Below are 24,841 nucleotides of genomic sequence, written 5' to 3'. Positions count from 1 at the left end.
GCCCGCGGGCCCCCCCCCCCTCTCCCCCCCTCCCCCCCCCCCCCCCCCCCCCCCCCCCCCCCCCCCCCCCCCCCCCCCCCCCCCCCGGGAGGGGTCAGCGGTCCAGGTCGAGCGGGTCCAGGTCCTCGTCCTCGTCCAGCGCCGGGTCCGGTTCGTCCTCGAGCTCGTCCTCGTCGGTGTCGTCGAGGTCGTCGTCGAAGACCGCGCTGACGTCGAAGCGGCAGACGATCCGCTGCGGGTCCACCTGCTCGAACGGCGCCTCCAGCCACTCACCGGGTTCGGCGGGTTCGTCCGACGCCGTCACCCAGAGGGTGGAGTCGCCCTCCTCCAGGCCGAACTCCTTGTGCCGGGAGGCGATCTCGTCCGGCTCGTACTCGCCGAACAGCAGGCCGAGCGCGCCGTGGACGGTGCCGGAGGCCACCGCGTCCTCCCCGTCGTCCGCCGCCTCGATCCGCTGGGCGTGGCCGAGCAGCCGCTGCGGCTCGGCGACGGCGTAGTCGCGGCGGATCAGGACGCTGAGCGCGCTCGGTTCCTCGGGGCCGGTGTAGGGCGGCAGCTCCCCCTCCGCACTGGGGATCTCGAAGGGCGTGACCTCGTCGTAGCGGTCGTAGAGCAGTTCGTCGTACGCCTCCGCGGCCGCGGCCAGCCGGTTGAACGCCTCGTGGACGGCCGGATCGTCCTCCCCCGACCTGCTCTCGACCGCGGCCAGGTGGCGGTCGAGAGCGGTCTTGACCGCCTCGGCGGCGGCGCGTACCTCGGCAGCGGTGGGCTGCTCAGCATCAGACATAGTGCAGACGCTATCCGTACCGGGGGCCGGACCGCACAATAGATGCGATGCCGGAATACGAATTTGTCGACGTGCACGTACCGCGCGGGGTCTCCCGCAAGGAGACGGCACGCCTGCTGACGGACCATGCAGAGTACGGTCACTGGGAGTTGTACCGCCTGACGCTGATGCGTGACGGCAGTCGCAGGGTGCGGCTGCGGCGGCGGATCATCCGCCAGGTGCGCGCCACCTGGTGATCCCGGGTGACCTGACGAGGATCCGAGGATCAGGGAACGGAGCGGGCCCCGCGGTCGCGGGGCCCGCTCCGTGTGCCCGGCGTCATGCAGCGGCCCGCGCCCTGCGGTAGAGGACCGCGCCGGCGAGCAGCATGCCCGCACCGGCCGGCAGGGCGAGGCCCATGGGCAGTTCGCTGCCGGTCTGCGCCAGCTGTGCGCCGGTCCGGGGAACGGAGTGGGCGACCGGCCGGTTGCCCTCGGGGGCGCGGTCGCCCGGCGCGGCCGGCCGGTCGCCGGGGCGTTCGGGGCTGCCCGGCTCGTCGGGGGTGTCCGGCTCGTCGGGCTGTCCGGGCGCCTCGGGGCCGGGGTCGTTCGCGCAGGCGCCGCCCGCGGCGGTGTTGTCGAGGCCGACGAGGTCGATGCTGTTGCCGCAGACGTTCACCGGGACGTGCACCGGCACCTGGACGTGGTTGCCGGAGGCCACGCCGGGCGAGCCGGTGGCGTGTCCGCCGGCGTGCGCCCCGTCGTGGTCACCGGAGCCGCCGGAGCCGCCGTACCCGTCCGACGAGGAGCCGCCGTGCCCGTCCGGTGAGGAGTGGCCGTACCCGTCCGACGAGGAGTCGCCCTGGTCGGCGCAGGCGTTGCCCGCCGACGGGTTGAGGGCGCCGACGACGTTGATCGTGTTGCCGCACACGTTGACGGGCACGTGCACCGGTGCCTGCACCGAGTTCCCGGAGAGCACGCCGGGCGAGCCCGTGGCGGCGCCCTGCGCGCCGGAGCCGGCGTGGGCGACGCCGCCCGCGGCGGCGAGCACACCGGTGGCGGCCGCCATGGTCATCAAGCCCTTGCGGGTGACCTGTCGCATTGCTGAAATCCCTGCCTTCGACCTTGTGCCGGGAATTCCGTTCCGTCGATTCCCGGTGTTCCGACGTTCGACGAGACCCGTCGGCCCCGGAGCGCGTGGCGCGCGCTCCGGGGCCGACGGGCTCACACCCCTGGGCGGGCGCGCCCTAAGGAGCGGGGCACGGCGTCACTGGTTGACGCAGGCGTTACCGAAAGCGGGGTTCAGCAGCCCGATCACGGAGATCGTGTTGCCGCAGACGTTCACGGGGATGTGGATGGGGGCCTGCACCACGTTGCCGGACAGGACGCCCGGGGAGTGCACGGCGGCACCCTGGGCACCCGAGTCGGCGGCGGCCAGGCCCGCGCCCGCGAGAACCAGCCCACCGGTGGCGGCCGCGACAGCGACGACCTTCTTGATCATTGTTCCTCCTCATTGGCAATGCGATCCCAGGCTTCGGATCACACCACGGGTAACGAGGACGGACTAATGAGGCTACGAGCTTATCGTCGCATTCACCCTTCCCGGTCAACTCTGTACGTCTGCGCGATTATTGGACGCGCCGATCAGCTTTTCAGGACGCGTCCAGGAAACGGTCGAGCACGCGCACGCCGAACTTCAGGCCGTCCACCGGGACCCGTTCGTCGACCCCGTGGAACATGCCCGCGAAGTCCAGCTCCGGGGGCAGCTTCAGCGGCGCGAAACCGAAGCAGCGGATGCCGAGGTCGTCGAAGGACTTGGCGTCGGTGCCGCCGGAGAGCATGTACGGCACGGCCCGCGCGATGGGGTCCTCGGCGCTCAGCGCGCTCTGCATGGCGTCGACGAGGCGCCCGTCGAAGTCGGTCTCCAGGGCCTTGTCGGCGTGCACGTCCTCGCGCCTCACGCGCGGGCCGAGGATCCGGTCGAGGTCGGCGAGGAACTCCTCCTCGTGACCGGGCAGGAAGCGGCCGTCGACGTGGGCGGTGGCCTGGCCGGGGATGACGTTGACCTTGTAGCCGGCGCCGAGCATGGTGGGCGCCGCCGAGTTGCGCAGCGTGGTGCCGATCATGCGGGCGATGCCGCCGAGCTTGGCGAGGGTCTCGTCCATGTTCTCCGGGTCGAGCTCGGTGCCGAGCGCGTCGGAGAGCTCGTCCAGGAAGGCCCGTACGGTCTTGGTGACCCTGACCGGCCACTGGTGCCGGCCGAGGCGGGCCACGGCCTCGCACAGCTCGGTGATCGCGTTGTCGTCGTTGGTCATCGAGCCGTGGCCGGCCGTGCCGTCGACGGTGAGCCGCATCCAGTGCATCCCCTTCTCGGCGGTCTCGACGAGGTAGAGGCGCAGCTTCTCGTTGACGGTGAAGGAGAAGCCGCCGACCTCGCCGATCGCCTCGGTGACGCCCTCGAACAGCTCGGGGTGCTCGCGCACGAGGTACTTGGCTCCGTAGGTGCCGCCGGCCTCCTCGTCGGCGAGGAAGGCGAGGACGACGTCGCGCGGGGGCCTGCGCCCGCTGCGCAGCCGGTCGCGGACGACCGCCAGGGTCATCGCGTCCATGTCCTTCATGTCGACGGCCCCGCGCCCCCAGACGCATCCGTCGGCGATCTCGCCGGAGAAGGGGTGGTGGGTCCAGTCGTCGGCGTTGGCCGGCACGACGTCGGTGTGGCCGTGGATCAGCAGCGCGGGCCGTGAGGGGTCCTCCCCCTCGATGCGCGCCACCGTGGAGGCGCGGCCCCGGTGCGACTCGAAGATCCTCGGCTCGAGGCCCACCTCGGCGAGCTTCTCGGCGACGTACTCGGCCGCCGCGCGCTCGCCGGGGCCCGAGTGGTCGCCGTAGTTGCTGGTGTCGATCCGGATCAGCTCGCGGCAGAGGTCCACGACCTCGTCCTCACCGGTGACGCCCTTGGCCGTGTCCGTCTCGCTCACGTGCTTCCTCCCGCTGTCACTGATCGTGTCCCTGCTGGTGGGTCCCCCACATCCTCCCTCTCCGGGACACGGGCCCCAAGTCCCCGGCCGGTCCGCCGCGCGGCGCTCCCGCCGGGAAGCGGCCGGGGGCCGACGGGGACAGGGTGATCGGATCCCCCGGAACACCTGGTAATGTTTACGTCGTCGCCGCGGGGGGAAACCCGCGCGACAGACACCTTGTCCGGGTGGCGGAATGGCAGACGCGCTAGCTTGAGGTGCTAGTGCCCTTTATCGGGCGTGGGGGTTCAAGTCCCCCCTCGGACACATGAAGCGCGAGGGCCGTGACCGCGAGGTCGCGGCCCTCGGGCGTTGTCGCGAAGGGTGACCATGTCCACTCGGACCACGCGTTCCTGCCCCTGCGGGCTGCCCGAGGCGTACGAGGACTGCTGCGGCCGGTTCCACGCGGGAGCCGCCGCGCCGACCGCCGAGAAGCTCATGCGGTCGCGGTACTGCGCGTTCGTGCGGCAGGACGCCGGTCACCTGCTGCGGACCTGGCACCCCCGGACCCGGCCGGAGCGGATCGACCTCGACCCGCGGACGCGGTGGACCGGGCTGGAGATCCTGGAGACGGCCGGCGGATCCGCCTTCCACTCCACCGGGACGGTGACCTTCCGCGCGTCCCACCGGAGCGGCTCGCTGCACGAGCGCAGCCGGTTCGAGCGGGTCGGCGGGGCGTGGGTGTACGTCGACGGCGACTTCCTGGACTAGGACGCCTCCGGCGGATCTTCGCCGGAGGGGTCCCGGGCCTCCCGTCCGGGGCGGGCCGGGTCCGTGGACCCCGGCGCCGCTCAGGGCACCAGGACGTCCAGTTCCCGCAGGGCGCCCACGGTGATCTGGCGGGTCAGTTCCTCCGCGCGGGCGGCGTCGCGCTCCCGGACCGCCTCGGCCACCTGGACGTGGAGGGTGACGGCGGCCGGGTCGGGGTCGTCGAACATCACGTCGTGGTGCGTGCGCCCGGCCAGGACCTCGGCGACGACGTCGCCGAGGCGGGCGAACATCTCGTTGCCGGAGGCGGTCAGGATCACGCGGTGGAAGGCCATGTCGTGGACCAGGTACCCGTCCAGCTGGTGACCGCGTGAGTGGGCGACCATGCCGAGGGCGCACTCGGTGAGTTCGGCGCACTGCTCGGCGGTGGCGTTGCGCGCGGCCAGGCCGGCCGCGACGGGCTCGACCGCCGAGCGGAGCACGGTGAGGGAGCGCAGCTGCCGGGGGCGGTCCGCGCCCGCCAGGCGCCAGCGGATGACCTGGGGGTCGTAGACGTTCCACTCGCAGGCCGGCAGGACCGTCACGCCCACGCGGCGCCGGGACTCGACCAGGCGCATGGACTCCAGCACACGGACCACCTCGCGCATCACGGAGCGCGACACGTCGAACCGGTGGGCGAGTTCGTCGGTGCGCAGCACGCTGCCGGGAGCGTACTCCCCCGCGGTGATCTCGGGGCCGAGGATGTCCAGTACATGACCGTGCAGGCCCCGGCCCTGTGTGCTCATGCACTCAGCGTACGGGGCGGATCACCGAACTAAAAAGTCAGACTTATACATCACACAGTCTTGAAAACGTCTTACTAATGGGCTTCAGTTACGTCGACATCACGTGTCGACGAAGACATCAGACAGTGAGGCAGCGATGAACACCTCCCACGTCGTCGTGGTCATGGGCGTCGCGGGCACCGGCAAGACCACCGTCGGTCCCCTGCTCGCGGCCCGGTTCGGCGTCCCGTACGCCGAGGCCGACGACTTCCACCCGCAGGCCAACATCGACAAGATGTCGGCCGGTGTTCCCCTCACCGACGAGGACCGGCTGCCCTGGCTGGACTCGATCGGCGACTGGGCGCGCGGCCGGACCGGCCTCGGCGGCGTGGTCAGCTGCTCGGCGCTGAAGCGGTCCTACCGCGACCGGCTGCGGGCCACCGCGCCCGGCGTGGTCTTCCTGCACCTCACGGGTGACCGCGCGCTCATCGAGGACCGGATGGCGCACCGGCAGGGCCACTTCATGCCCACGGCGCTGCTCGACTCCCAGTTCGCCACGCTCCAGCCGCTGGAGCCGGACGAGACCGGGATCGCCGTGGACGTGACGGGCAGCCCACAGGAGATCACCGAGCAGGCGGCCGCCGCCCTCACGGCCCTCCCCGAGCCGGCTCCGTAACCCCTCCGGCAGGAAGACCTCCCCCCTCAGCTTCCCCCCTCGCACCGCGGTCCTCTCCCGGACCGGCGGGTTCCCGGGCGCCCCCACCGCCCCGTTCCTCCCCACCCCGTAACACAAGGGATCCACCGTGACCAGACTCAGCGTCGAGATGCTGGCAGCGGACGTACCCGAGCCGATCACCTCGGCCGGCCACGCTCAGCTGGGCATCGCCGTCCTGGCGGGCATCGCCGTCATCGTCCTGCTCATCACCAAGTTCAAACTGCACGCCTTCCTGGCGCTGACCCTCGGGTCGCTGGCGCTGGGCGCGTTCGCCGGGGCACCGCTGGACAAGGTCATCACCAGCTTCAGCGCCGGACTCGGCTCCACCGTCGCCGGGGTCGGCGTGCTCATCGCCCTCGGGGCGATCCTCGGCAAGATGCTCGCCGACTCGGGAGGCGCCGACCAGATCGTCGACACCATCCTCGCCCGGGCGAGCGGCCGCGCGATGCCGTGGGCGATGGTGCTGATCGCCTCGGTGATCGGCCTGCCGCTGTTCTTCGAGGTCGGCGTCGTCCTGCTGATCCCGGTCGTGCTGATGGTCGCCAAGCGCGGCAACTACTCCCTGATGCGCATCGGCATCCCGGCGCTCGCCGGCCTGTCCGTGATGCACGGCCTGGTGCCGCCGCACCCGGGCCCGCTGGTCGCGATCGACGCCCTCGACGCCAACCTCGGCGTGACGCTCGCGCTGGGTGTGCTCGTCGCCGTTCCGACCGTGGTCATCGCCGGTCCGGTCTTCTCCCGCTACGCCGCCCGCTGGGTGGACGTCCCGGCCCCCGAGCGGATGATCCCGCAGCGCGCCTCCGACGACCTCGACAAGCGCCCCGGGTTCGGTCCGACCCTGGCGACCATCCTGCTGCCGGTCGTGCTGATGCTGGCCAAGGCGCTGGTCGACATCGTCGTGGACGACCCCGAGAACGGCGTGCAGCGCGTCTTCGACGTGGTCGGCTCCCCGATGATCGCCCTGCTCGCCTCCGTGCTCGTCGGCATCTTCACGCTGGGCGTGCCCGCCGGGTTCAGCAAGGAGCGCATATCGCAGCTGGTGGAGAAGGGGCTCGCGCCGATCGCGGGCATCCTGCTCATCGTCGGCGCGGGCGGCGGCTTCAAGCAGACGCTGATCGACTCCGGTGTGGGCCAGATGGTCCTGGACATCTCCGCGGACTGGTCGATCCCGGCCCTGCTGCTGGGCTGGCTGATCGCGGTGGCGATCCGGCTGGCGACCGGTTCGGCGACCGTGGCGACCATCTCGGCGGCCGGTCTGGTGGCGCCGCTCGCGGCCGACCTGTCGACCACGCACGCCGCCCTGCTGGTCCTCGCCATCGGTGCCGGCTCGGTCTTCTTCAGCCACGTCAACGACGCCGGTTTCTGGCTGGTGAAGGAGTACTTCGGGCTGAGCGTCGGCCAGAACATCAAGACGTGGTCGATCATGGAGACGATCATCTCGGTGGTCGCCGGCGGTCTGGTCCTGCTCCTCTCGCTGATCATCTAGCCGTTCGTCCGGACGTACGCACGGCAGCCACGGGCCCGCCCGCTCCCCGCCGGGGAGCGGGCGGGCCCGTCGCACGGGGCGGCCGGCCGCCGGCGCCGGGCCCGCCGTCCTACGAGGTGCGCCCGGCCTCCTTCTCCAGCCGGAACGCCTCGTTGCCGAGCCCGATGCGGGCGTGCCGCTCGGGGGCGCGGGCCCGCAGGACGGCGCCCTGGACCAGCCCGACGGCGAGGGCGAGGCCGATGACGCCGGGCAGGATCCAGCTCAGGGAGGAGCCGGGGCCCGCGCCGACCAGGACGTCGAAGTCCTTCACCGTGTAGCAGGCGATCACGACGAGGGCGGCGCCCGCCAGCGCGGAGGTGACCAGCCGCCAGGCCTGGGCTCGCGCGGCGCCGCGCCGGACGAAGAAGACCACGACGGACAGGGAGGCGATCGCCATCAGCACGATCACGCCGAGCGCGCCGATGTTGCCGAACCAGGTGAACAGGTGCAGGACGGGCGCGGTCGGGTCGCCGGCCGGCCTGTCGTCGGTGAGCGCGAAGGCGAGGACGAGCACGGCGGCGACGGCGGTCTGGAGCAGGGAGCCGGTGCCGGGGGCGCCGCTGGTTCCGGTGGTGCGGCCGAAGGCGGCGGGCAGCAGTCCCTCGCGGCCCATGGCGAAGGCGTAGCGGGCGACGACGTTGTGGAAGCTGAGCATCGCCGCGAACATGCCGGTCACGAAGAGCACGTGCAGGACGTCGGTGAAGGTGGCGCCGAGCCGGTCCTCGGTGAGGGAGAACAGCAGTCCCGCGCTCTGCTCCTGCGCGGTGCCGACGATCCGGGACGGGCCGGTGGCGACGGTGAGCGCCCAGCTGCTGAGGGCGAAGAAGACGGCGACGCCGGTCACCGCGAGGAACATCACGCGCGGCACCAGGACGTGCGGCCTGCTGGTCTCCTCCGCGTACACGGGGGCCTGCTCGAAGCCGAGGAAGGCCGCGATGCAGAAGCACAGGGCGGTGCCCACGCCGGCGCCGGTGAGCGTGTCCGGGTCGAAGGCGTGCAGCGACAGGCCCTCCCCGCCGGGGTCGGCGACGGCCGCGACGTCGAAGACGACGACCAGCAGCACCTCGATGACGAGGAGGACGCCGAGCACGCGCGCGTTGACGTCGATCTTCAGCCAGCCGAGCGCGCCGACGGCGGCCACCGCCGCGAGCGCCGGTATCCACCAGGCCACCTCGAGGCCGGCGTAGGTGGCGAACAGGCCGGCGACCTCGAAGCCGAAGATGCCGTAGATGCCGACCTGGAGGGCGTTGTAGGCGACGAGCGCGACCAGGGCCGCGCCCGCTCCGGCGGTGCCGCCGAGGCCGCGGGAGATGTACGCGTAGAAGGCGCCGGCGTTGTGGACGTGCCGGCTCATCTCGGCGTACCCGAGGCTGAACAGCACCAGCACGGTGCCGAGGACCACGAAAAGCAGCGGCTGGCCGACGATGCCCATCACCGCGAATGTGGTGGGCATGACACCCGCGACCACCATGAGGGGCGCGGTCGCGGCGAGGACGGAGAGCAGCAGGCCCCCCGTGCCGAGGCGGTCGGCGCGCAGGGCGCGTTCCTGCCCCTTGAAGGTGCTGATGCTCTCGGTCGCGGGTCCGCTCGTGCGCGAACTGTCCGTCGTCATCGGGAGACCGTCCTTGGGTCGGGTGTGGTTGCGGCGGCTGGGTCGGGGCGCGGGGCCGGGGTCAGGGCGTGCCCAGGGCGGCGGCGCGGGCGGTGCGGAAGGCGGTGAGGGGATCGCGTCCGGGGTACGACCAGGGGGCCGGGGTGGCGTGGTCGCCGATGCGGTGGAACAGGGCGGCCGCCTCGGCGCCCCGGCCCTCGCAGACCTTGGCGTGGGCGAGGAAGTTCAGGTCGACCAGGCGGCGCGGATGGCCCTCGTGCTCCCACTCCAGCCACCAGTCGAAGGCCGCCTTCATCACCTGCCGGGCGCGGCGGCCGCTCCAGTGCCCGGAGGTGACGGGGTCGGGGGGCCGGTGCCCGGCGGCGGCCAGCGCGCGGTAGCGCTCGGCGTGCGCGATGACCGGGAGGATCGCCAGCGGCGAGTCGGCGGGTGCCTGCTCGGCGGCCCAGTTGGCGAAGTCGTACACCTCGTGCAGCGGGTCCGGACCCGCCTCCACGCGGCGCTCGGCGAGCCAGGCGACCATCAGGTGGTGGGCGTGGTGGTGGTCCGCGTACCGGGCGCGGACCTGCTCGAAGAGCCGGACCACGTCCCCCTCGGCGCCCCGGGCGCCCTCCAGCAGGAGCAGGCCGAGCCACGGGGTGGGGTCGGCGGGCACGAGGTCCGCGGCCTTCTGGCAGGTCTCGCGGGCGCGGGCCGGTTCGTCCTCGCCGCGCAGGGCGCGCCGGACCTGCGCCAGGGCCAGCAGCACGGACGCGTCGCCGGACTCGGGCTCGGCGAGCAGCCACTCCCGGGCCCAGGCGGCGCAGGAGGGTTCCCGGGCGAGCACCGTGACCCGGTGGCCGCGCCGGTCCCAGTCGTCCCCCGTGCGCACCAGCAGCGAACGGGTGTTCTGCCAGCGGCCCTGCGCCAGTGCGGCGCGCGCGGCGACGAGCTCGGCGTCGTCGAGTGCCTCGTCGAAGGCCTGCGCCGCGCGCCTGCGGGCACGGCCGAGGGGCGGCGGGGGTGGGGGCACCGCGGAACTTCCTCACGCGCTCTTCTCATGGCCCGGTTCACGGCGGGCGGTCGGTACGGCAGTGGTCGGCTGCCGATCGCCATGAACTGATCACGCACAGCAAACCGTCAGCCCACGGACGACGTCAAGGGCGACAGGAGCGTTACACGCGTCAACTGCCGTGCTTTACAAGCCACTTGTGGCGAGCAGGCCGAAAGGTCACCCGAGTGGCGCAACGGAGCCGCCCCCCTCCGGCCGCGGACGGACGGCCGCGCGCCGGCGGGGGCGCGCCGGCCCGGGAGACGGGCGGACGCGCGGCGACCGACGCGGGGACCGTGCCGCCGGGGACGCACCCGGCGGTGCCCCGGGGGGGCGCGGAGCGGGCACGGGCGGGCGACGTGCCGGCGGGGTGGACGGACGGGCCGTGCCGGACCGGGCACGCGCGCCTGCTTGGATGGCCGCATGAGTGCTGCCGACGAGATCCTCGACGTCGTCGACGAGGACGACCGGGTGGTCGGGCGGGCCCCGCGCGGCGAGGTCTACGCACGGGGCCTGCGCCACCGCTGCGTCTTCGTCCTGGCCCGGGACGCCGAGGACCGGATCTTCGTCCACCGGCGCACCCCCACCAAGCTGGTCTTCCCCTCCCTGTACGACATGTTCGTCGGCGGAGTCGTCGGAGCGGGCGAGGGCTACGGGGAGGCGGCCCTGCGGGAGGCGGGGGAGGAACTGGGCGTGGCCGGCCTGCCGCGCCCCGAGCCCCTCTTCCGGTTCCTGTACGACGACGGCGCCGGCCGGTCCTGGTGGTCGGCGGTGTACGAGGTGCGCTGCGTCCCGCCCGTGCGGCCGCAGGCCGAGGAGGTGGCCTGGCACGCCTTCCTGACGGAGGCCGAGCTGGAGCGGCGCCTGGGCGAGTGGGAGTGGGTCCCCGACGGGCGGGAGGCGTACGAGCGGCTCAGGGCCTGCCGGTCGCAGCGGCCGGATCCCCCGGCGCGACCGGATCCGCCCGAGCGGCCGGGAGGCTGAGCGGCTCGCCCGGCCGGCGGGAAGCAGGCGGGCCGCAAGCCGGGCGGGTGCCCGCCGGGTGCCCGCTGCCGTGGCCGGGCAGCGCGCACCCGGCGCGGGACGCGGACCCCCTGGCCGGAAGGTGGCGGACCGTACCGGCGGCACGCCTGGTCACGGGCCCCGGTAGGGTCGCCGGCGTGAGCGAGTTCGTGCGGAACGTCCGGTTGTGGTTCGTGCCCGAGGAGGTGCGCGAGGAGGGCGCGACGCCCGACTACCGGTTCTCGCTGGCGAACGAGCGGACCTTCCTGGCCTGGCTGCGGACCGCCCTGGCGCTGATCGGCGGCGGTTTCGCCGTGGACCAGTTCCTGCCGGACCTGCGCTGGGGCTGGCGGGTCGGGCTGGCGCTCGCCCTGCTCGCCGCGGGTGTGCTGTGCGCGCTGCGCGCGGTCAACCACTGGGTGCGCTGCGAACGGGCCATGCGCCGCGGCGAGGACCTCCCGGTGTCGCGGTTCCCGGTGCTGCTGAGCATCGTCGTCGCGGTCGTGGCCGTGGCGATGGTCGTCGTCGTGCTCGTGGGGTGGGAGGGGTGACCGGGCCGGTGTCCCGGGTCCGGGATCCCGGGCTGCAGCCCGAGCGGACCCGGCTGGCGTGGCGGCGCACGACCCTCTCGGGCACCGTCGCGGGCGTGCTCGCCGGGAAGACCGCGCTGGCCGGCGGCGTGTCGGCGACCGGGGTCGTCGTGTGCGCGCTGTGCTGCGCCTGCTGGCTGGGGCTCCTGGGCGTCGCCCACCGCCGCATCCGCGCCCTCGCGGCCACGGCCGCGCCGGGGGCGCCCGCGCCCCGGTGCACGGCCGCGGCGGTGCTCTGCACGGTGGCGCTGGCCGTGTGCGGGGCGGTCCTCGTCGTCCGGGGCTGACGGCCCCGCCCGGGCGTCCCGCCCGGGGCCTACCCCCGCGTCCCCCCGGCCACCGTCACCACGATCTTGCCGCGGGTCCGCCCCTCCTGGTTCATCCGGTGGGCGTCCGCCGCGCGCTCCAGCGGGAACGTCTTCGAGACGTGCACGCCCACCACGCCCTGCTCCGCCAGTTCGGACAGGCGCCGCAGGTCCTGGGGGTCGGGGCGGACGAAGTGGTACCGGCCGCCGTAGCCCACCACGTCGTCGTCCACGATCGACGTCAGGCGGCCCTCGGGGGCGAGCAGGTTCGCGGAGACCCGCAGGGTGTCGCCGCCGACCGTGTCGAGCACCGCGTCCACGCCCTCGGGCGCCAGCCCGCGCACCCGCTCGGCCAGGCCCTCGCCGTAGCTCACCGGCTCCCCGCCCAGCCGGCGGACGAAGTCGTGGTTGTGCTCGCTCGCCGTGCCGATGACCCGGGCTCCGAGGTGGACGGCGAGCTGCACGGCGAGGGAGCCGACGCCGCCGGCCGCGGCGTGCACCAGGACGGTCTCGCCGCGCCTGACCCCGAGCACCTTGTTCAGGGCCTGGTACGCGGTGAGGCCCGCGAGGGGCAGCCCGGCCGCCTCCTCGAAGGTCAGGTTGCGCGGCTTGGGGGCCAGGGCGCGCACCGGGGCGGCCACGTACTCGGCGAAGGTGCCCCGGGAGAGGAAGTCCTCGCGCACGTAGCCGATCACCTCGTCGCCGGCGGCGAACTCCGGGACGGCGACCCCGGGGCGGACGACCACGCCCGAGACGTCCCAGCCCGGGATCACCGGGAAGACGGCCTGGAGGACCGGGTCGAGGTAGCCCTCACGGCACTTCCAGTCGACCGGGTTGACGGCCGCCGCCCGGACCTCCACGAGCACCGAGTCGGGACCGACCCTGGGCTCGTCGGCCTCCTCCAGCGCGAGCACCTCGGGGCCGCCGTACCGTGCGTACCTGATCGCCTTCATGGGTCCGACCCTCCGGGCTCGCCCCGCGCCGCGCAAGCCGAACGGTCCGAGCCGGACCGTTCGCGTGACGCCGGACGGCGGCCGGGCGCCGGACGCCGGACGCCGGGTCTATCGTGGCCCCGATCACGTTTCGCCCCCGCTCTGGACTCCATACCGACCGGTCGGCATCATGAGGCGGTACGGTCCACCTTCCCGTGAGGAGCGACGATGAGCCCCGACCACCCGCCCGGACTCGATCTCGACCGGCTGCGCGGCCTGCTCGAACGGGAGCGGCCCGGCCTGGTGGGCGGCCCGCTGACCGGCCGGCTGATCGAGGGCGGCAGGTCGAACCTCACCTACGCGGTCTCCGACGGCACCACGCGGTGGGTCGTGCGGCGGCCCCCGCTCGGCCACGTCCTGGCCACCGCGCACGACATGCGGCGCGAGCACCGGGTGATCAGCGCGCTGCGGCCGACCGCCGTGCCGGTGCCCCGCACCGTGCTGCTGTGCGAGGACGAGGAGGTGATCGGGGCGCCCTTCTACGTCATGGAGTTCGTCGAGGGCACCCCCTACCGCACGGCGGACCAGCTCGCCCCCCTCGGTCCGGAGCGCACCCGGGACGCCGTGCTGAACCTGGTGGACACCCTGGTCGAGCTGCACGCGGTGGACCCGGAGGAGGTGGGCCTGGCGGACTTCGGCCGGCCCGAGGGCTTCCTGGAGCGGCAGCTGCGCCGCTGGGGCAAGCAGCTGGACGCCTCCCGCAACCGGGAGCTGGCCGGGATCGACGCGCTGCACGCCGCGCTCGGCCGCGGCCTGCCCCGCTCCCCCGCGCCGGCCGTGGTGCACGGCGACTACCGGCTCGACAACGTCCTGATCGGGGAGGACGACCGGATCGGGGCGATCCTCGACTGGGAGATGTCCACCCTCGGCGACCCGCTGACCGACCTGGGCCTGCTGGTGATGTACAGCACGCCGCTGGGCACGCCGGACTCCCCGGTCTCCACGACCGCCGAGGCCCCCGGGCACCCCGCGCCCGCCGAGCTGGTCGAGCGGTACGCCGCGCGCTCGGGGCGCGACGTCCGCGCGGTCTCCTGGTACACGGCGTTCGCCTGGTTCAAGCTCGCCGTGATCCTCGAGGGCATCCACTACCGCTACACGCTGGGCCAGACGGTCGGGGGCGGGTTCGACCGCATCGGCGACCTGGTGCCCGTCTTCATCGAGCACGGTCTGACCACTCTCCAGGAAGGCTGACGGGACATGGACTTCGCGTTCGACGCGCGCACCGAGGAGCTGCGCGCCAGGCTCCTCGCCTTCATGGACGAGTACGTCTACCCGGCCGAGCCGGTCGCCCGCGAGCAGCGCGCCGGGCTGGCCTCGCCCTGGGAGAACGTCCCCGTCGTGGAGGAGCTGAAGGCCGAGGCCCGCCGGCAGGGGCTGTGGAACCTGTTCCTGCCCGACTCCGGGTACGGCGCCGGCCTCACCAACCTCCAGTACGCCCCGCTCGCCGAGATCATGGGCCGGTCCCCGCAGATCGCGCCGACGGTGACCAACTGCGCCGCGCCCGACACCGGGAACATGGAGGTGCTGGCCCAGTTCGGCGACGAGCGGCAGCGGAAGCAGTGGCTGGAGCCGCTGCTGGCGGGCGAGATCCGCTCGGCGTTCGCGATGACCGAGCCGGAGGTGGCCTCCTCGGACGCCACCAACATCACCACGCACATCGAACGGGACGGCGACGAGTACGTCGTCACGGGCCGCAAGTGGTACATCTCCGGGGCGATGCACCCGGACTGCCAGATCTTCATCGTGATGGGCAAGACCGACCCGGACGGGGCGGACATCCGCCGTCAGCAGTCCATGGTCCTGGTCCCGCGCGACACCCCGGGCGTGACGATCACGCGCGCGATGCAGGTGTTCGGCTACGAGGACCACTACCACGGCGGCCACGCCGAGGTGGTCTTCGACCACGCGCGCGTGCCGGTGTCGAACCTGATCGGTGAGGAGGGCGGCGGCTTCGCCATCGCCCAGGCCCGGCTCGGTCCCGGCCGGATCCACCACTGCATGCGGCTGATCGGCATGGCCGAGCGGGCGATCGAGCTGATGTGCCGGCGGGCCGTGTCCCGGGACGCCTTCGGCAAGGCGCTGGCGCAGCAGGGCGTGGTGCAGAACTGGATCGCCGACGCGCGCGTCGCGGTCGAGCAGCTGCGGCTGCTGGTGCTGAAGACGGCCTGGATGATGGACACGGTCGGCAACAAGGGGGCCCACACCGAGATCCAGGCCATCAAGATCGCCACGCCGCGCACGGTCGTCGGCATCCTCGACCGGGCGATCCAGCTGTACGGCGCGGGCGGGGTCAGCCAGGACTTCCCGCTGGCCGAGCTGTACGCCGGGGCGCGCACGCTGATGATCGCCGACGGCCCGGACGAGGTGCACCAGCGGTCGCTGGCGCGGCGGGAACTGAAGAAGTACCGGTAGGCGCCCGCCGGCCGGGGGCGCGGCACCCCGGGCCCGCGGGAGGTCCCGCGGGCCGGGAGCGGTGCCGGCTCCCCGCGCCGGAACCGGCTCGTGGGGCCCGGGGGGCCCGCCGGCGGATCCGGTGCCGCCGGAGCCGCGGGCGCGCCGTGGCGCGGGCCGGGCCGTGCGGCCCCGCCGGCCCCGGCCCCGCCCGGGTCACCCCGAGGGCCACCCCATGACCCGCCTCACGGACGCAGTGCCCGCAGCAGCAGGTCCGCGAGGTGGTCGGCGACCTGCTGCGGGCTGAGCGGGCCGTCCGGGCGGTACCACGTCGACAGGTGGTGCACGGAGCCGAAGTGGTAGTCCACCACCAGGTCGGCCGGGGTCGCCCGGGAGAAGACGCCGGCCTCCTGGCCCTCCTCGATCAGCGCGCGGAAGCGTTCGTGGTAGCGGCGGCGCTCGGCACGCACCTGCTTGTTCTTCTCCGGGCTCAGGTGGTGCATGGAGCGGAAGAAGATCGACGCGTCGTCGAGGTTCTCGATCGTCGTGACGACGACGTCGGCCGCCGCGCCGCGCAGGCGCTTGTCGACCGGCTCGTCGGCGTCCGCGAAGGCGTCCAGGCGCTCCTGCTGGACGCGCAGCACGCGCGCGTACACCTCGTGCAGCAGGTCGTCCTTGGAGCCGAAGTAGTGGTAGAGCGCCCCCTTGGTGACGCCGGCCGCCTCGACGATCTCCTGCACCGAGGTGCGGTCGTAGCCCTGCTCGGCGAAGAGCCGGGTGGCGGCGGCCAGGAGCCGCTGCGGCACAGGGGTCCCGTCACCGTCCGTCGTCCTGGGCACTGCCGCCACCTGCCTTCCGTGTCGCTGTCGGTTGTCGTGCGTCAGGGAACGGGGTTCCCGACGGAGGATCTTCCCACTGACCGCCTCCGGCACGTCGGGCAGGAGCTCCCCCTGACACGGGTACGGGTGGGCGGCCAGTCTCCCCCGGCCGCGCGCGGCGCGCGCACCCGGGTCCGCCCCGCCCGGCGGGGACCGGTCACCGGGCCGCCTCCCAGTGCCGCTGGACGCGGTTCATGCCGGTGAGCCAGCGGTCGGGGTCGGTGGCGCGGGCCCGGTAGTACTCGGCGACCTCGGGGTGCGGCAGGATCAGGAAGCGGTCCTCCTCGATGCCCCGGAAGAGGGCGTCGGCCACGTCCTCCGGCTCGATCGCGGTCGGCTTGAGCACCAGCTCGCCCGCGCTGCCGCTGGCGTCGAGCATGTCGGTGCGCACGCCCTGCGGGCAGATCGCGTGGACCTTCACGCCGCGGTGGCGGTACGTCAGCGAGAGCCACTCGGCGAAGGCGTACGCGCCGTGCTTGGTGACGCTGTAGGGGGCGGTGCCGATCATGGTGAGCAGTCCGGCCGCGGAGACGGTGGAGACGAAACGGCCGCCGCCGCGCTCCAGCCAGTCCGGGAGCAGCGCGTGCGCCGCGCGGACGTGGGCCATGACGTTGACGTCCCAGGAGAGCGCCCAGCCCTGTTCGTCGAGCGGTCCGCCGGGCTCCCCGCCGTCGCGGCCGACGCCCGCGTTGGCGCAGTAGACGTCGACCGTCCCGCCGAGCGCGTCGCGGGCCTCGGCGACGGTCGAGGAGGCGTCGCCCGGGACGGCGACGCCGCCGATCTCCTCGGCGACGGCCTCCGCCCGGTCGGCGTCCAGGTCGTTGACGACGACCCGTGCCCCCTGCGCGGCGAAGCGGCGGGCGAGCGCCGCCCCGATGCCGCCCCCGGCTCCCGTGACGACCACCTTCGCACCCTGCACGGCTTCCACCCTGGTCTCCTCCGACGCGGCTTCCCCGCGCCTCCGTACGGGCGCCGCGCGGGGCGGCTCCGGTCGTGCGGCGGCTGCGGCGGTCCTTACGTCGCGCCAGACTAACCGGTCGGTATGCACGGCGGAAGAGGAGACCCGGGCCGGGCCGGTCCGGCTCGTTCCCCGGGGCGGTCGCGCGCGCTAGCGTGCGTGGCCACGACACCCGACGCGCTCACGGAGGTCTCCGCATGAAACTGTCCAGACGGAGCCTGCTCGCCACCACCACGGCCGCGGTGGCCGCCTCCGCGGCGCCGGCGCACGCGGCTCCCGGGCGGGCCCCGGCGGGAGGCCGCGGGCTGCGCACCGGGTTCGAGCGGCTCGCCGCGGACGGCTACGCGCCGCTCGACGGGCAGCGGGTCGGCGTCGTCACCAACCCGACGGGCATCACCCGGGACGCACGGCACATCGTGGACGTCATGCACGCCGACGACCGCGTGGACCTGATCGCCGTCTTCGGTCCCGAGCACGGCTTCCGGGGCACCGCGCAGGCGGGCGGCTCCGAGGGGCGGTACGACGACCCGGCGACCGGACTGCCGGTCTACGACACCTACCTGAAGAGCGGTCAGCCGCTCGCCGACGTCTTCGCCGCCTCCGGCGTGGACACGGTCGTCTTCGACGTCCAGGACGTGGGGGCGCGCTTCTACACGTACATCTGGACCCTGTACGACTGCATAGAGGCGGCGCGGCTCGCGGGCAAGCGGTTCGTGGTCCTGGACCGGCCGAACCCGGTGACGGGACGGGCGGCGCTGGGTCCGGTGCTGCACGAGGAGTTCGCCACCTTCGTCGGACGGAAGCCGATCGCGCAGGCGCACGGGATGACGGTGGCGGAGCTGGCCCGGCTGTTCAACGGGGAGTTCCTCCGGGCGCCGGTGCCGCTGGAGACCGTGCCCATGTCGGGCTGGAGGCGGTCGGACTTCCACGACGCCTCCGGGCTGCCCTGGGTGCCGCCGAGCCCGAACATGCCGACGCCGGAGACGGCGCTGGTGTACTCGGGGACCTGCCTGTTCGAGGGCACCAACCTCTCCGAGGGGCGCGGGACGACCCGGCCGTTCGAGCTGCTGGGGGCCGAGGGGATCGACGGGCGCTGGGCGGCCGAGGCGAACGGGCTGGGGCTGGCGGGCGTGCGGCTGCGCGAGGCGTACTTCGCGCCCACGTTCTCCAAGTTCCAGGGGAGGACCGTCGGGGGCGTGCAGCTCCACGTGCACGACCGGGAGGCGTTCGATCCGGTGCGCACGGGGATCGGGCTGCTGATCACGGCCAAGCGCGTGTGGGACGGCTTCGCCTGGCGTCCGGACCACTGGATCGACAAGCTCACCGGCTCCGCGCGGGTGCGCACGATGATCGACGCGGGGGCGGACACGGACGAGGTGGTGGCCGGCTGGCAGGAGGAGCTGGCGGCGTTCCGCAGGACGCGGCGGACGTACCTGCTGTACCGCTGAGCGGGCCCCGAGCGCCGCCGGGCGGACCCCCGACGGTGGGCCGGAGCGATCCGGCCCACCGCTTTTTCGTGCCACCCGGGGCTCCGGAGCGGAAACGACGCGATCCGCGCGCATGACGGCGGGCCCTTCAGGAACCCGTGGAAGCCGCGGGGAGTTCTCCTTCCGGCGGGACGGGGCGCCGGGCGCGCCGCGGCATGACGCCTCCGGCGTGGCGGGGCGGGGTGCCGGCACCGTCGTCCCCGCGCCGAGGACAACCACAACTGAAGTACGAGTCACGGGAGTTGACGGGCGAGCCCCGCGGTCGGCTGATGGCGGCCGCCGGAAGACGGAGGGAGCCGATCCGTGGGTCGGCACGTCTATCCGGCGACGTCCTTTCGACGACGCCGAAAGGACGGATCACAGGTGCAGGTGTGACGGAGGTGCAGGACGATGGCCGGTTTCCGAAGTCTGGCAAGACAGGTCCGGGATCCGCGGTGCGACCCGGCACTGCGGCGTTATTCGCTGCGCAAGTGTCTTGAGCGGTTCGCCCCTTACGGGCACAGGGCGACCTGGGACCACCTGTGCTCGCGGGCCGGGTTCGACCCCGAGGACCGCTCCGTCGACCCGGTGCGGCTCGTGGCCGCGCTGGAGGAACTGGAGGAGGCGCGGGCGGTCTGGCTGGCCTACGAGGTCGAGTTCGCCGAGCGCCGCAGGAAGGAGAAGCACGACGGGCTGCGCAGGCCGGGCAGTGTGGACGACTGGCACCGGCTGACCTGGGGCGGCTTCGGTGTGGCCTGGTGCGACGATCCGCGGGTGCATCCGCAGGAGCCGCTGGCCGAGGTGCTGCGGCGGCTGATCGCCGCGCTGGAGCGCGAACCGGGTTCCGCCTGCCCCGTGTGCCGGGGGGAACGGCTCATGTGGCGGTACGACCTGGACCACGAGCCGTCGGCGGGCCCGGTCTGCACGGACTGCGGCATCCTGGTGCCGCGCCCCGTGCTCACCCCCGAGGCCCTGGCGGACGCCAGGCGGACGAGGCTGCCGGTGTCGGCCTGAGGAGCACCGGGACGGCGGGGCGCGCCGGGCCGGCCGCGCCCCGCCGTCCCCCTCCGGGAATCGGACGGTGGCCGGGGATCAGGGGGTCGACGGGGTGCAGGTGTGTCTGAACGGGAGCCGGAGCGCGTCCGACGGCGCGGGGGTGCCGCTGTCGCCGGACGCGCTGGCCGCATCCGCGGCGGAGGCGGTCGCGGCCGGGGCGACGGACCTCCACGTCCACCCCCGGACGCCGTGCGGACGGGAGACGTTGTCGCCGCGGGTGCTGGCCGGGACACTGGAGGCGATACGGGCACGCCTGCCGGTGCCGGTACCGGTCGGTGTCACGACGGGCGCCTGGGCGGAGCCCGACCCCGCGGTCCGGCTGGAGCGGGTGCGCGGCTGGGCCGCCCTGCCCGAACCGCCGGACCACGCCTCGGTCAACTGGCACGAGCCGGGCGCCGAGGAGGTCGCCGCCGTGCTCATGGACCTGGGCGTCGGCGTCGAGGCCGGCGTCTGGTCCGGCACCGACGGGGCCGCGCGGTTCGCCGCCTCGCCGCTCGCGGCGCGGGTGACGCGGGTGCTGGCGGAGGTGACGGACCCGGACGCGGCGAGCGCCGAGCGGTCCGCGCGCGCCCTGCTGTCCGAGCTGGGCTCCGCGCACGGCCGGCCGGTCCTGCTGCACGGCGAGGAGGGCGGCGCCTGGCCGGTGCTGCGCCTCGCGGGCCGGCTGGGGCTCGCGACCCGCATCGGCCTGGAGGACACCCTGTTCCTGCCGGACGGACGGCCCGCGGGGTCCAACGCGCGGCTGGTGGCACAGGCCTTGGAGGTCCACGGGCGGGCCCGGCGGGCGGCGCGGGACGGCGAGGGCCGGGGCGGTGCCGCGCGGTGACCGGCGGGCGCGGCGTCGCGGAGGCGGCCGGCCCGGCGTGCCCGTCCCGGAGGGGCGCCGCGCGGGACGCGTGAGCGCCGCGGCGCACGGTGCCGGGGCGGACGTCCCCGGCGCCGTGCGTTCAGCGGGTTCCCTCCGGGCGGTGCTCCCGGCGGGCGCGGCGCCGTTCCCCGCCGCCGTGCTCGACCATCAGGCGGGAGCCCGTCAGGCGTTCGCCGAAGACGTCGTCCGGGTTGGACAGGACGCAGGTGTCCAGGGAGAGGCAGCCGCAGCCGATGCAGTCGGTGAGGTGGTCGCGCAGGCGGTTGAGCTGCCGGATGCGCTCGTCCAGCTCCGCGCGCCAGGCCTCGGAGAGGCGGGCCCAGTCCTCCCGGGTGGGGGTGCGCTCCTCGGGGAGTTCGGCGAGCGCCTCGCGGACCGTGGCGAGCGGGATGCCGACGCGCTGGGCGGCGCGGATGAAGGCGACCCGGCGCAGGGTGTCACGACTGTAGCGGCGCTGGTTGCCCGTCGTGCGACGGCTGCTGATCAGCCCCTTGGACTCGTAGAAGTGCAGGGCGGAGACGGCGGCGCCGCTGCGGGCGGAGAGCTGCCCGACCGTGAGTTCGTGGATCTTCTCTGGAATCCGGTGCACCTCCTGAACCCTACCGGCCACGCGCCGCCCGGTCCGTTGACAGGGGCCCCGCCGCCGACCATGCTAAGCAGTTGCTTAGGCATGCGCACACGGATGCGCCTGCGACTACGTGACGCGAGAGGCCGGGACATGGCAGAGCCGAGGATCTTCACCTCCGTCGACGACCTGAGGGCGGCGGTGGGCGAGCAGCTGGGGTACACCGACTGGCTGGAGGTCGACCAGAAGCGGATCGACCTGTTCGCCGAGGCCACCGGGGACCACCAGTGGATCCACGTCGATCCGGAGAAGGCCGCCGCGGGGCCCTTCGGGACGACCATCGCGCACGGGTACCTGACGCTGTCGCTGCTGCCGCTCTTCGGCCCGCAGCTGATCTCCGTCGAGGGCGTGCGGATGGGCGTCAACTACGGCACGAACAAGGTGCGCTTCCCGGCCCCCGTCCCGGTCGGCTCGCGGCTGCGCGCCACCGCGACGATCACCGCCGTCGACGAGGTGCCGGGCGGCGTCCAGGTGGCCACCGCCTTCACCGTGGAGCGGGAGGGCGGCGACAAGCCGGTGTGCGTGGCCGAGTCGGTGGCCCGCTACCACCTCTGACCCGCTCCCGGGCGCCGCGGTCTACTCCCGGGCGGCGCCGGAGTCCGCGGTCCCGGTGACTCCGACCATCCGCAGCACGAGGTCGGCGTAGAGCGCGCCGACCTCCTCGGGGGTGCGGGGTCCGTCGACCTTGAACCAGCGGGCCACGTCGATGCAGAGGGAGAGCACGGCGAGGGTGGTGCCGTGCACGTCGACGACGTCGAACTCGCCGGAGCGCGCCCCCTCCTCGATGATCCCGCGCACCTCGGCGTCGACCTGCCGGCGCAGCTCGCGGATCTCGGCGCGGGCCTCGGGACCGAGCGAGTCGAGTTCGTACTGCACGACCCGGGCGGTGGTGCGGCCGCCCGCGTGCCAGCGGACGAAGGAGCTGACGGCATTCGCGAGCCGCTCGGTCGGACCGCCCCCGGCGCGGGACGCCGCGCGCAGGACCTCCAGGGCCTTCTCGTGGCCGATCCTGCTGATGCGGTGGAGCAGCTCTTCCTTGGTCTTGTAGTGGATGTAGAGCGCGGCCGGGCTCATCCCGGCGCGGGAGGCGATGTCACGGGTCGTCGTGGCGTGGTAGCCGCGCTCCGCGAACGCCTCGACGGCGGCGAGCAGCAGCCGCCGGGCCGCATCGGGCGTGACCTCACCCCACGGCTGCGCCTCACCGCCGGCCGTCTCCTCCGCCGTACTCATCGCTCACCCCATTCGCTGGCAGGGGAAACACCATACCGGCAAAGGTGAGCGGTCGCTTAGCGAGCCCTCACAGCTTCTGCAGGGGATCGTGCTCGGCGAGCAGCTTCTCCAGGCGCGCCTGGTCGACCCGGTTCACGATCTGCCCGGCCTCCTGGCGGTCGCGGATGACCTTGGCCAGGGTGAAGGCGGAGGTGACGAGGTACAGGACCGCGATGCCCAGGAAGGCACGGACCCAGGCGTCGGCCTGGAGGTTGAAGATACCGACCGCGGTGGCCCCCAGGGCGACCGCGAAGGACGCGACGGCCTGGCCGTAGAAGGCCGCCGTGCTCTGCTGCTTGACCGGTGTGTCGCTCATGGGGACCAGGGTCGCCGGACGTGTCCGCGGCCACATCCGCTCAGGTACTCAGACGCGTACTCAGAACGCCGAGACCCCGGTCAGCGCGCGGCCGATGACCAGCTTCTGGATCTGGCTCGTGCCCTCGTAGAGGGTCATCACGCGGGCGTCGCGCAGGAGCTTGCCGGCCGGGTACTCGTCGATGTAGCCGTAGCCGCCGAAGACCTGGAGGGCGTTGTTGGCGGCGCGGACGGCCGCCTCCGAGGCGAAGAGCTTGGCCTTGGAGGACTCGACGGCGAAGGGCCTTCCCCGGTCGATCAGGCCGGCCACCCGCCAGGTCAGCAGCCGGGCCGCGTCGACGTCCACGGCGATGTCGCTGATCAGCTCCTGGACGAGCTGGTGGTGGGCGATGGTCTTCCCGAACTGCTCGCGCTCCCCCGCGTACCGCACCGCCGCGTCCAGGGCGGCCTGGGCGATGCCGACGCAGCCGGCCGCGACCGACATGCGGCCCTTGGCGAGGGCGGACAGGGCGATCGAGAAGCCCTTGCCCTCGGGCCCCAACATCGCGGAGGCGGGCACCCGCACGTCCTCGAGGACCAGCTCGGCGGTGGCCTGGCCGCGCAGGCCCAGCTTGCCGTGGACGGCCCGGCGGGTCAGGCCGGGGGCGTCGGCGGGGACGAGGAAGGCGGAGACGCCCCGGTGGCCGGGGGCGTCGGTGGAGCGGGCGAAGAGCAGGACGACGTCGGCCCAGGTGCCGTTGGTGATGAACATCTTGGTGCCGTTGAGGACGTAGTCGCCGCCGTCGCGCACCGCGCGCGTGGTGAGGCTGCCGGCGTCGGAGCCGGTGCCCGGCTCGGTGAGGCCGAAGCAGCCGACGTACGCGCCGGAGGCGAGCCCCGGCAGCCAGGTCCGCCTCTGCTCCTCGCTCCCCCAGGCGGCGACGGTCTTGGCGACCAGGCCGAGGGAGACGGAGACGATGCCGCGCACCGAGGAGTCGCCGCGGCCCAGTTCCTCGGTGACCAGGCAGTAGGCGAGGTGGTCGCCGCCGGAGCCGCCGTACTCCTCGTCGATCGTGAGCCCGAGGAACCCGAGTTCGCCGAGCTTCTTCACGATGCCGCGGTCGACCTCCTCGGCGCGGTCCCAGGCGGTGGCGTGCGGGACGACCTCGCGCTCCACGAAGTCGCGGGCCAGCCGCCGGACGGCCTCCTGTTCCTCGCTGAGTTCCAGGTCCATGCCGCGTCACCCCTGTGAGAGCCGTGTGAGATCCGTACCCGTAAATTAGCACTGCTAGTTTACGGGGGCAGCCCTACTATGTGCGCCATGGCCCGACCGCGCAAGCCCCTGCTCAGCACCGACCGGATCGTCGAGACGGCCCGTGCGCTCGTGGACCGGGAGGGCCTGGCGGCCGTCTCCACGCGCCGGCTCGCCGCGGAGCTGGGGGTCAGCGGGCCCTCCCTCTACAACCACTTCCGCACCAAGGACGAGATCCTGGAGGCGGTCGCCGACTCGGTGAGCGCGCAGGTCGACCTGTCGGTGTTCGAGGACGGCCGGGACTGGCGGACCGCGCTGCACGACTGGGCGGTGTCCTACCGGGCCGCGCTGCGCGACCACCCCAACATCGTGCCGGTCCTCGCCCACGGCCCCGGCCGGCGACCGGCGGCGCTGCGGCTGGCCGACGCGGTCTACGGCGCGATGGTCGAGGCCGGCTGGCCGCCCGCGCAGGCCACCTCCATCGGCGCGCTGATGCGGTACTTCGTCATGGGCTCCGCGCTCGGCTCCTTCGCGGGCGGCTTCGTGGACGACGCGAGCGCCTACGACCCCGCCGACTACCCCCACCTCGGGCAGGCCCATCTGCTCGCCGAACAGCAGGAGAAGATCGACGAGCGGGCCTTCGAGACGGGGCTGACGGCGCTGCTGGACGGGCTGGCCCTCCAGTACGAGCAGGTGCGGGGCACCGCGTAGGCGCGTCCCGCGGGCGGCCGGCCGCGGGGCACGGACCCTTCGGCGGGCGCC

General features: G+C 73.8%; 28 protein-coding genes and 1 tRNA gene. 15 read left to right on the top strand and 14 right to left on the bottom strand.

The genetic code is table 11. The features are described from left to right. Nucleotides 1-94: 94 nt before the first annotated feature. Entirely contained in the window at nt 95-787 is a 693-nt protein-coding gene (locus ACZ56B_RS21100) for a hypothetical protein (protein WP_468792489.1), read from the bottom strand. 47 nt (nt 788-834) lie between these two features. Between ACZ56B_RS21100 and ACZ56B_RS21095 the strand changes: the two genes are divergently transcribed. Beyond that, nucleotides 835-1,023, top strand: a complete 189-nt coding sequence (locus ACZ56B_RS21095) for a DUF5703 family protein (protein WP_026085313.1) — start codon at nt 835-837, stop codon at nt 1,021-1,023. A gap of 82 nt (nt 1,024-1,105) precedes the next feature. Here the strand turns inward: ACZ56B_RS21095 and ACZ56B_RS21090 are convergent, their stop codons facing one another. The 3 genes from ACZ56B_RS21090 to ACZ56B_RS21080 all read right to left on the bottom strand — a co-directional run bounded on the left by ACZ56B_RS21090 (nt 1,106) and on the right by ACZ56B_RS21080 (nt 3,743). Then, nucleotides 1,106-1,867: a chaplin gene (locus tag ACZ56B_RS21090; RefSeq protein ID WP_468792484.1), complete on the bottom strand. Its 762-nt coding sequence runs from the start codon at nt 1,865-1,867 to the stop codon at nt 1,106-1,108. A gap of 165 nt (nt 1,868-2,032) precedes the next feature. Continuing rightward, complete coding sequence (gene chpH, locus ACZ56B_RS21085; protein ID WP_468792480.1) at nt 2,033-2,266, bottom strand: chaplin ChpH; 234 nt, start codon at nt 2,264-2,266, stop codon at nt 2,033-2,035. A gap of 151 nt (nt 2,267-2,417) precedes the next feature. After that, nucleotides 2,418-3,743: a M20/M25/M40 family metallo-hydrolase gene (locus tag ACZ56B_RS21080; RefSeq protein ID WP_468792475.1), complete on the bottom strand. Its 1,326-nt coding sequence runs from the start codon at nt 3,741-3,743 to the stop codon at nt 2,418-2,420. 218 nt (nt 3,744-3,961) lie between these two features. Between ACZ56B_RS21080 and ACZ56B_RS21075 the strand changes: the two genes are divergently transcribed. Both ACZ56B_RS21075 and ACZ56B_RS21070 read left to right on the top strand, forming a co-directional pair. Next, nucleotides 3,962-4,046 (top strand) — tRNA-Leu (locus ACZ56B_RS21075). A gap of 63 nt (nt 4,047-4,109) precedes the next feature. Beyond that, nucleotides 4,110-4,490 (top strand): YchJ family protein, encoded by a 381-nt coding sequence (locus ACZ56B_RS21070; RefSeq protein ID WP_468792471.1) that lies wholly within the window; start codon nt 4,110-4,112, stop codon nt 4,488-4,490. Between the two features lie 80 nt (nt 4,491-4,570). Here the strand turns inward: ACZ56B_RS21070 and ACZ56B_RS21065 are convergent, their stop codons facing one another. Next, complete coding sequence (locus ACZ56B_RS21065; protein ID WP_468792467.1) at nt 4,571-5,272, bottom strand: FadR/GntR family transcriptional regulator; 702 nt, start codon at nt 5,270-5,272, stop codon at nt 4,571-4,573. Between the two features lie 136 nt (nt 5,273-5,408). Between ACZ56B_RS21065 and ACZ56B_RS21060 the strand changes: the two genes are divergently transcribed. Together ACZ56B_RS21060 and ACZ56B_RS21055 are read left to right on the top strand one after the other, a co-directional pair. Beyond that, nucleotides 5,409-5,927, top strand: a complete 519-nt coding sequence (locus tag ACZ56B_RS21060; protein ID WP_468792463.1) for a gluconokinase — start codon at nt 5,409-5,411, stop codon at nt 5,925-5,927. Nucleotides 5,928-6,054: 127 nt separating this feature from the next. After that, the gene (locus tag ACZ56B_RS21055; RefSeq protein ID WP_468792458.1) at nt 6,055-7,452 is read left to right on the top strand and encodes a GntT/GntP/DsdX family permease; all 1,398 of its coding nucleotides are present in this window, start codon (nt 6,055-6,057) and stop codon (nt 7,450-7,452) included. Between the two features lie 109 nt (nt 7,453-7,561). Here ACZ56B_RS21055 and ACZ56B_RS21050 read toward each other — a convergent pair whose 3' ends face one another. Further along, nucleotides 7,562-9,103: an APC family permease gene (locus ACZ56B_RS21050; RefSeq protein ID WP_468792455.1), complete on the bottom strand. Its 1,542-nt coding sequence runs from the start codon at nt 9,101-9,103 to the stop codon at nt 7,562-7,564. Between the two features lie 61 nt (nt 9,104-9,164). Next, nucleotides 9,165-10,115, bottom strand: coding sequence for a tetratricopeptide repeat protein (locus ACZ56B_RS21045; RefSeq protein ID WP_468792452.1), 951 nt, complete (start codon nt 10,113-10,115; stop codon nt 9,165-9,167). A gap of 441 nt (nt 10,116-10,556) precedes the next feature. On the opposite strand from ACZ56B_RS21045, the gene ACZ56B_RS21040 reads away from it, so the two are divergent. The 3 genes from ACZ56B_RS21040 to ACZ56B_RS21030 all read left to right on the top strand — a co-directional run bounded on the left by ACZ56B_RS21040 (nt 10,557) and on the right by ACZ56B_RS21030 (nt 12,012). Then, entirely contained in the window at nt 10,557-11,117 is a 561-nt protein-coding gene (locus ACZ56B_RS21040; RefSeq protein ID WP_468792449.1) for an NUDIX domain-containing protein, read from the top strand. Nucleotides 11,118-11,293: 176 nt separating this feature from the next. Next, entirely contained in the window at nt 11,294-11,686 is a 393-nt protein-coding gene (locus ACZ56B_RS21035) for a YidH family protein (RefSeq protein ID WP_468792446.1), read from the top strand. Next, a complete protein-coding gene (locus ACZ56B_RS21030) occupies nt 11,683-12,012 on the top strand; it encodes a DUF202 domain-containing protein (RefSeq protein ID WP_468792443.1) in 330 nt (109 codons plus the stop codon). The genes ACZ56B_RS21035 and ACZ56B_RS21030 overlap by 4 nt, the downstream gene beginning before the upstream one ends. A gap of 29 nt (nt 12,013-12,041) precedes the next feature. On the opposite strand, the gene ACZ56B_RS21025 is transcribed toward ACZ56B_RS21030, so the two are convergent. Then, entirely contained in the window at nt 12,042-12,983 is a 942-nt protein-coding gene (locus tag ACZ56B_RS21025) for an NADP-dependent oxidoreductase (protein WP_468792439.1), read from the bottom strand. Between the two features lie 207 nt (nt 12,984-13,190). Here ACZ56B_RS21025 and ACZ56B_RS21020 point away from each other — a divergent pair, with 207 nt between their 5' ends. After that, nucleotides 13,191-14,213, top strand: a complete 1,023-nt coding sequence (locus ACZ56B_RS21020; RefSeq protein WP_468792436.1) for a phosphotransferase family protein — start codon at nt 13,191-13,193, stop codon at nt 14,211-14,213. 6 nt (nt 14,214-14,219) lie between these two features. Further along, the gene (locus ACZ56B_RS21015; protein WP_468792432.1) at nt 14,220-15,434 is read left to right on the top strand and encodes an acyl-CoA dehydrogenase family protein; all 1,215 of its coding nucleotides are present in this window, start codon (nt 14,220-14,222) and stop codon (nt 15,432-15,434) included. A 224-nt stretch (nt 15,435-15,658) separates the two neighbouring features. Here the strand turns inward: ACZ56B_RS21015 and ACZ56B_RS21010 are convergent, their stop codons facing one another. After that, a complete protein-coding gene (locus ACZ56B_RS21010) occupies nt 15,659-16,252 on the bottom strand; it encodes a TetR/AcrR family transcriptional regulator (RefSeq protein ID WP_468792429.1) in 594 nt (197 codons plus the stop codon). A gap of 196 nt (nt 16,253-16,448) precedes the next feature. Then, nucleotides 16,449-17,219, bottom strand: coding sequence for an SDR family oxidoreductase (locus ACZ56B_RS21005; protein WP_468792426.1), 771 nt, complete (start codon nt 17,217-17,219; stop codon nt 16,449-16,451). 227 nt (nt 17,220-17,446) lie between these two features. On the opposite strand from ACZ56B_RS21005, the gene ACZ56B_RS21000 reads away from it, so the two are divergent. The 3 genes from ACZ56B_RS21000 to ACZ56B_RS20990 all read left to right on the top strand — a co-directional run bounded on the left by ACZ56B_RS21000 (nt 17,447) and on the right by ACZ56B_RS20990 (nt 20,597). Next, nucleotides 17,447-18,697 (top strand): exo-beta-N-acetylmuramidase NamZ family protein, encoded by a 1,251-nt coding sequence (locus ACZ56B_RS21000; protein ID WP_468792423.1) that lies wholly within the window; start codon nt 17,447-17,449, stop codon nt 18,695-18,697. Between the two features lie 429 nt (nt 18,698-19,126). Further along, nucleotides 19,127-19,729, top strand: a complete 603-nt coding sequence (locus ACZ56B_RS20995) for a hypothetical protein (protein ID WP_468792420.1) — start codon at nt 19,127-19,129, stop codon at nt 19,727-19,729. 67 nt (nt 19,730-19,796) lie between these two features. Beyond that, nucleotides 19,797-20,597, top strand: coding sequence for a 3-keto-5-aminohexanoate cleavage protein (locus ACZ56B_RS20990; RefSeq protein ID WP_468792417.1), 801 nt, complete (start codon nt 19,797-19,799; stop codon nt 20,595-20,597). 121 nt (nt 20,598-20,718) lie between these two features. On the opposite strand, the gene soxR is transcribed toward ACZ56B_RS20990, so the two are convergent. Then, on the bottom strand, nt 20,719-21,228 hold the full coding sequence (soxR, locus tag ACZ56B_RS20985) for a redox-sensitive transcriptional activator SoxR (RefSeq protein WP_468792414.1): 510 nt from the start codon (nt 21,226-21,228) through the stop codon (nt 20,719-20,721). Between the two features lie 129 nt (nt 21,229-21,357). Between soxR and ACZ56B_RS20980 the strand changes: the two genes are divergently transcribed. Beyond that, entirely contained in the window at nt 21,358-21,819 is a 462-nt protein-coding gene (locus ACZ56B_RS20980; RefSeq protein ID WP_468792411.1) for a MaoC family dehydratase, read from the top strand. Nucleotides 21,820-21,840: 21 nt separating this feature from the next. Here the strand turns inward: ACZ56B_RS20980 and ACZ56B_RS20975 are convergent, their stop codons facing one another. The 3 genes from ACZ56B_RS20975 to ACZ56B_RS20965 all read right to left on the bottom strand — a co-directional run bounded on the left by ACZ56B_RS20975 (nt 21,841) and on the right by ACZ56B_RS20965 (nt 24,061). After that, nucleotides 21,841-22,494, bottom strand: coding sequence for a TetR/AcrR family transcriptional regulator (locus ACZ56B_RS20975; RefSeq protein WP_468792408.1), 654 nt, complete (start codon nt 22,492-22,494; stop codon nt 21,841-21,843). Nucleotides 22,495-22,561: 67 nt separating this feature from the next. After that, on the bottom strand, nt 22,562-22,849 hold the full coding sequence (locus ACZ56B_RS20970) for a YiaA/YiaB family inner membrane protein (protein ID WP_004990161.1): 288 nt from the start codon (nt 22,847-22,849) through the stop codon (nt 22,562-22,564). A gap of 60 nt (nt 22,850-22,909) precedes the next feature. Continuing rightward, complete coding sequence (locus ACZ56B_RS20965; protein ID WP_468792405.1) at nt 22,910-24,061, bottom strand: acyl-CoA dehydrogenase family protein; 1,152 nt, start codon at nt 24,059-24,061, stop codon at nt 22,910-22,912. Between the two features lie 87 nt (nt 24,062-24,148). Between ACZ56B_RS20965 and ACZ56B_RS20960 the strand changes: the two genes are divergently transcribed. Then, nucleotides 24,149-24,790 (top strand): TetR/AcrR family transcriptional regulator, encoded by a 642-nt coding sequence (locus ACZ56B_RS20960; protein WP_468792402.1) that lies wholly within the window; start codon nt 24,149-24,151, stop codon nt 24,788-24,790. Nucleotides 24,791-24,841 lie beyond the last annotated feature (51 nt).

It is taken from the genome of Streptomyces sp. NPDC034670 (genome assembly GCF_055574875.1).
This window is presented reverse-complemented; position numbering and strand designations above follow the sequence as displayed.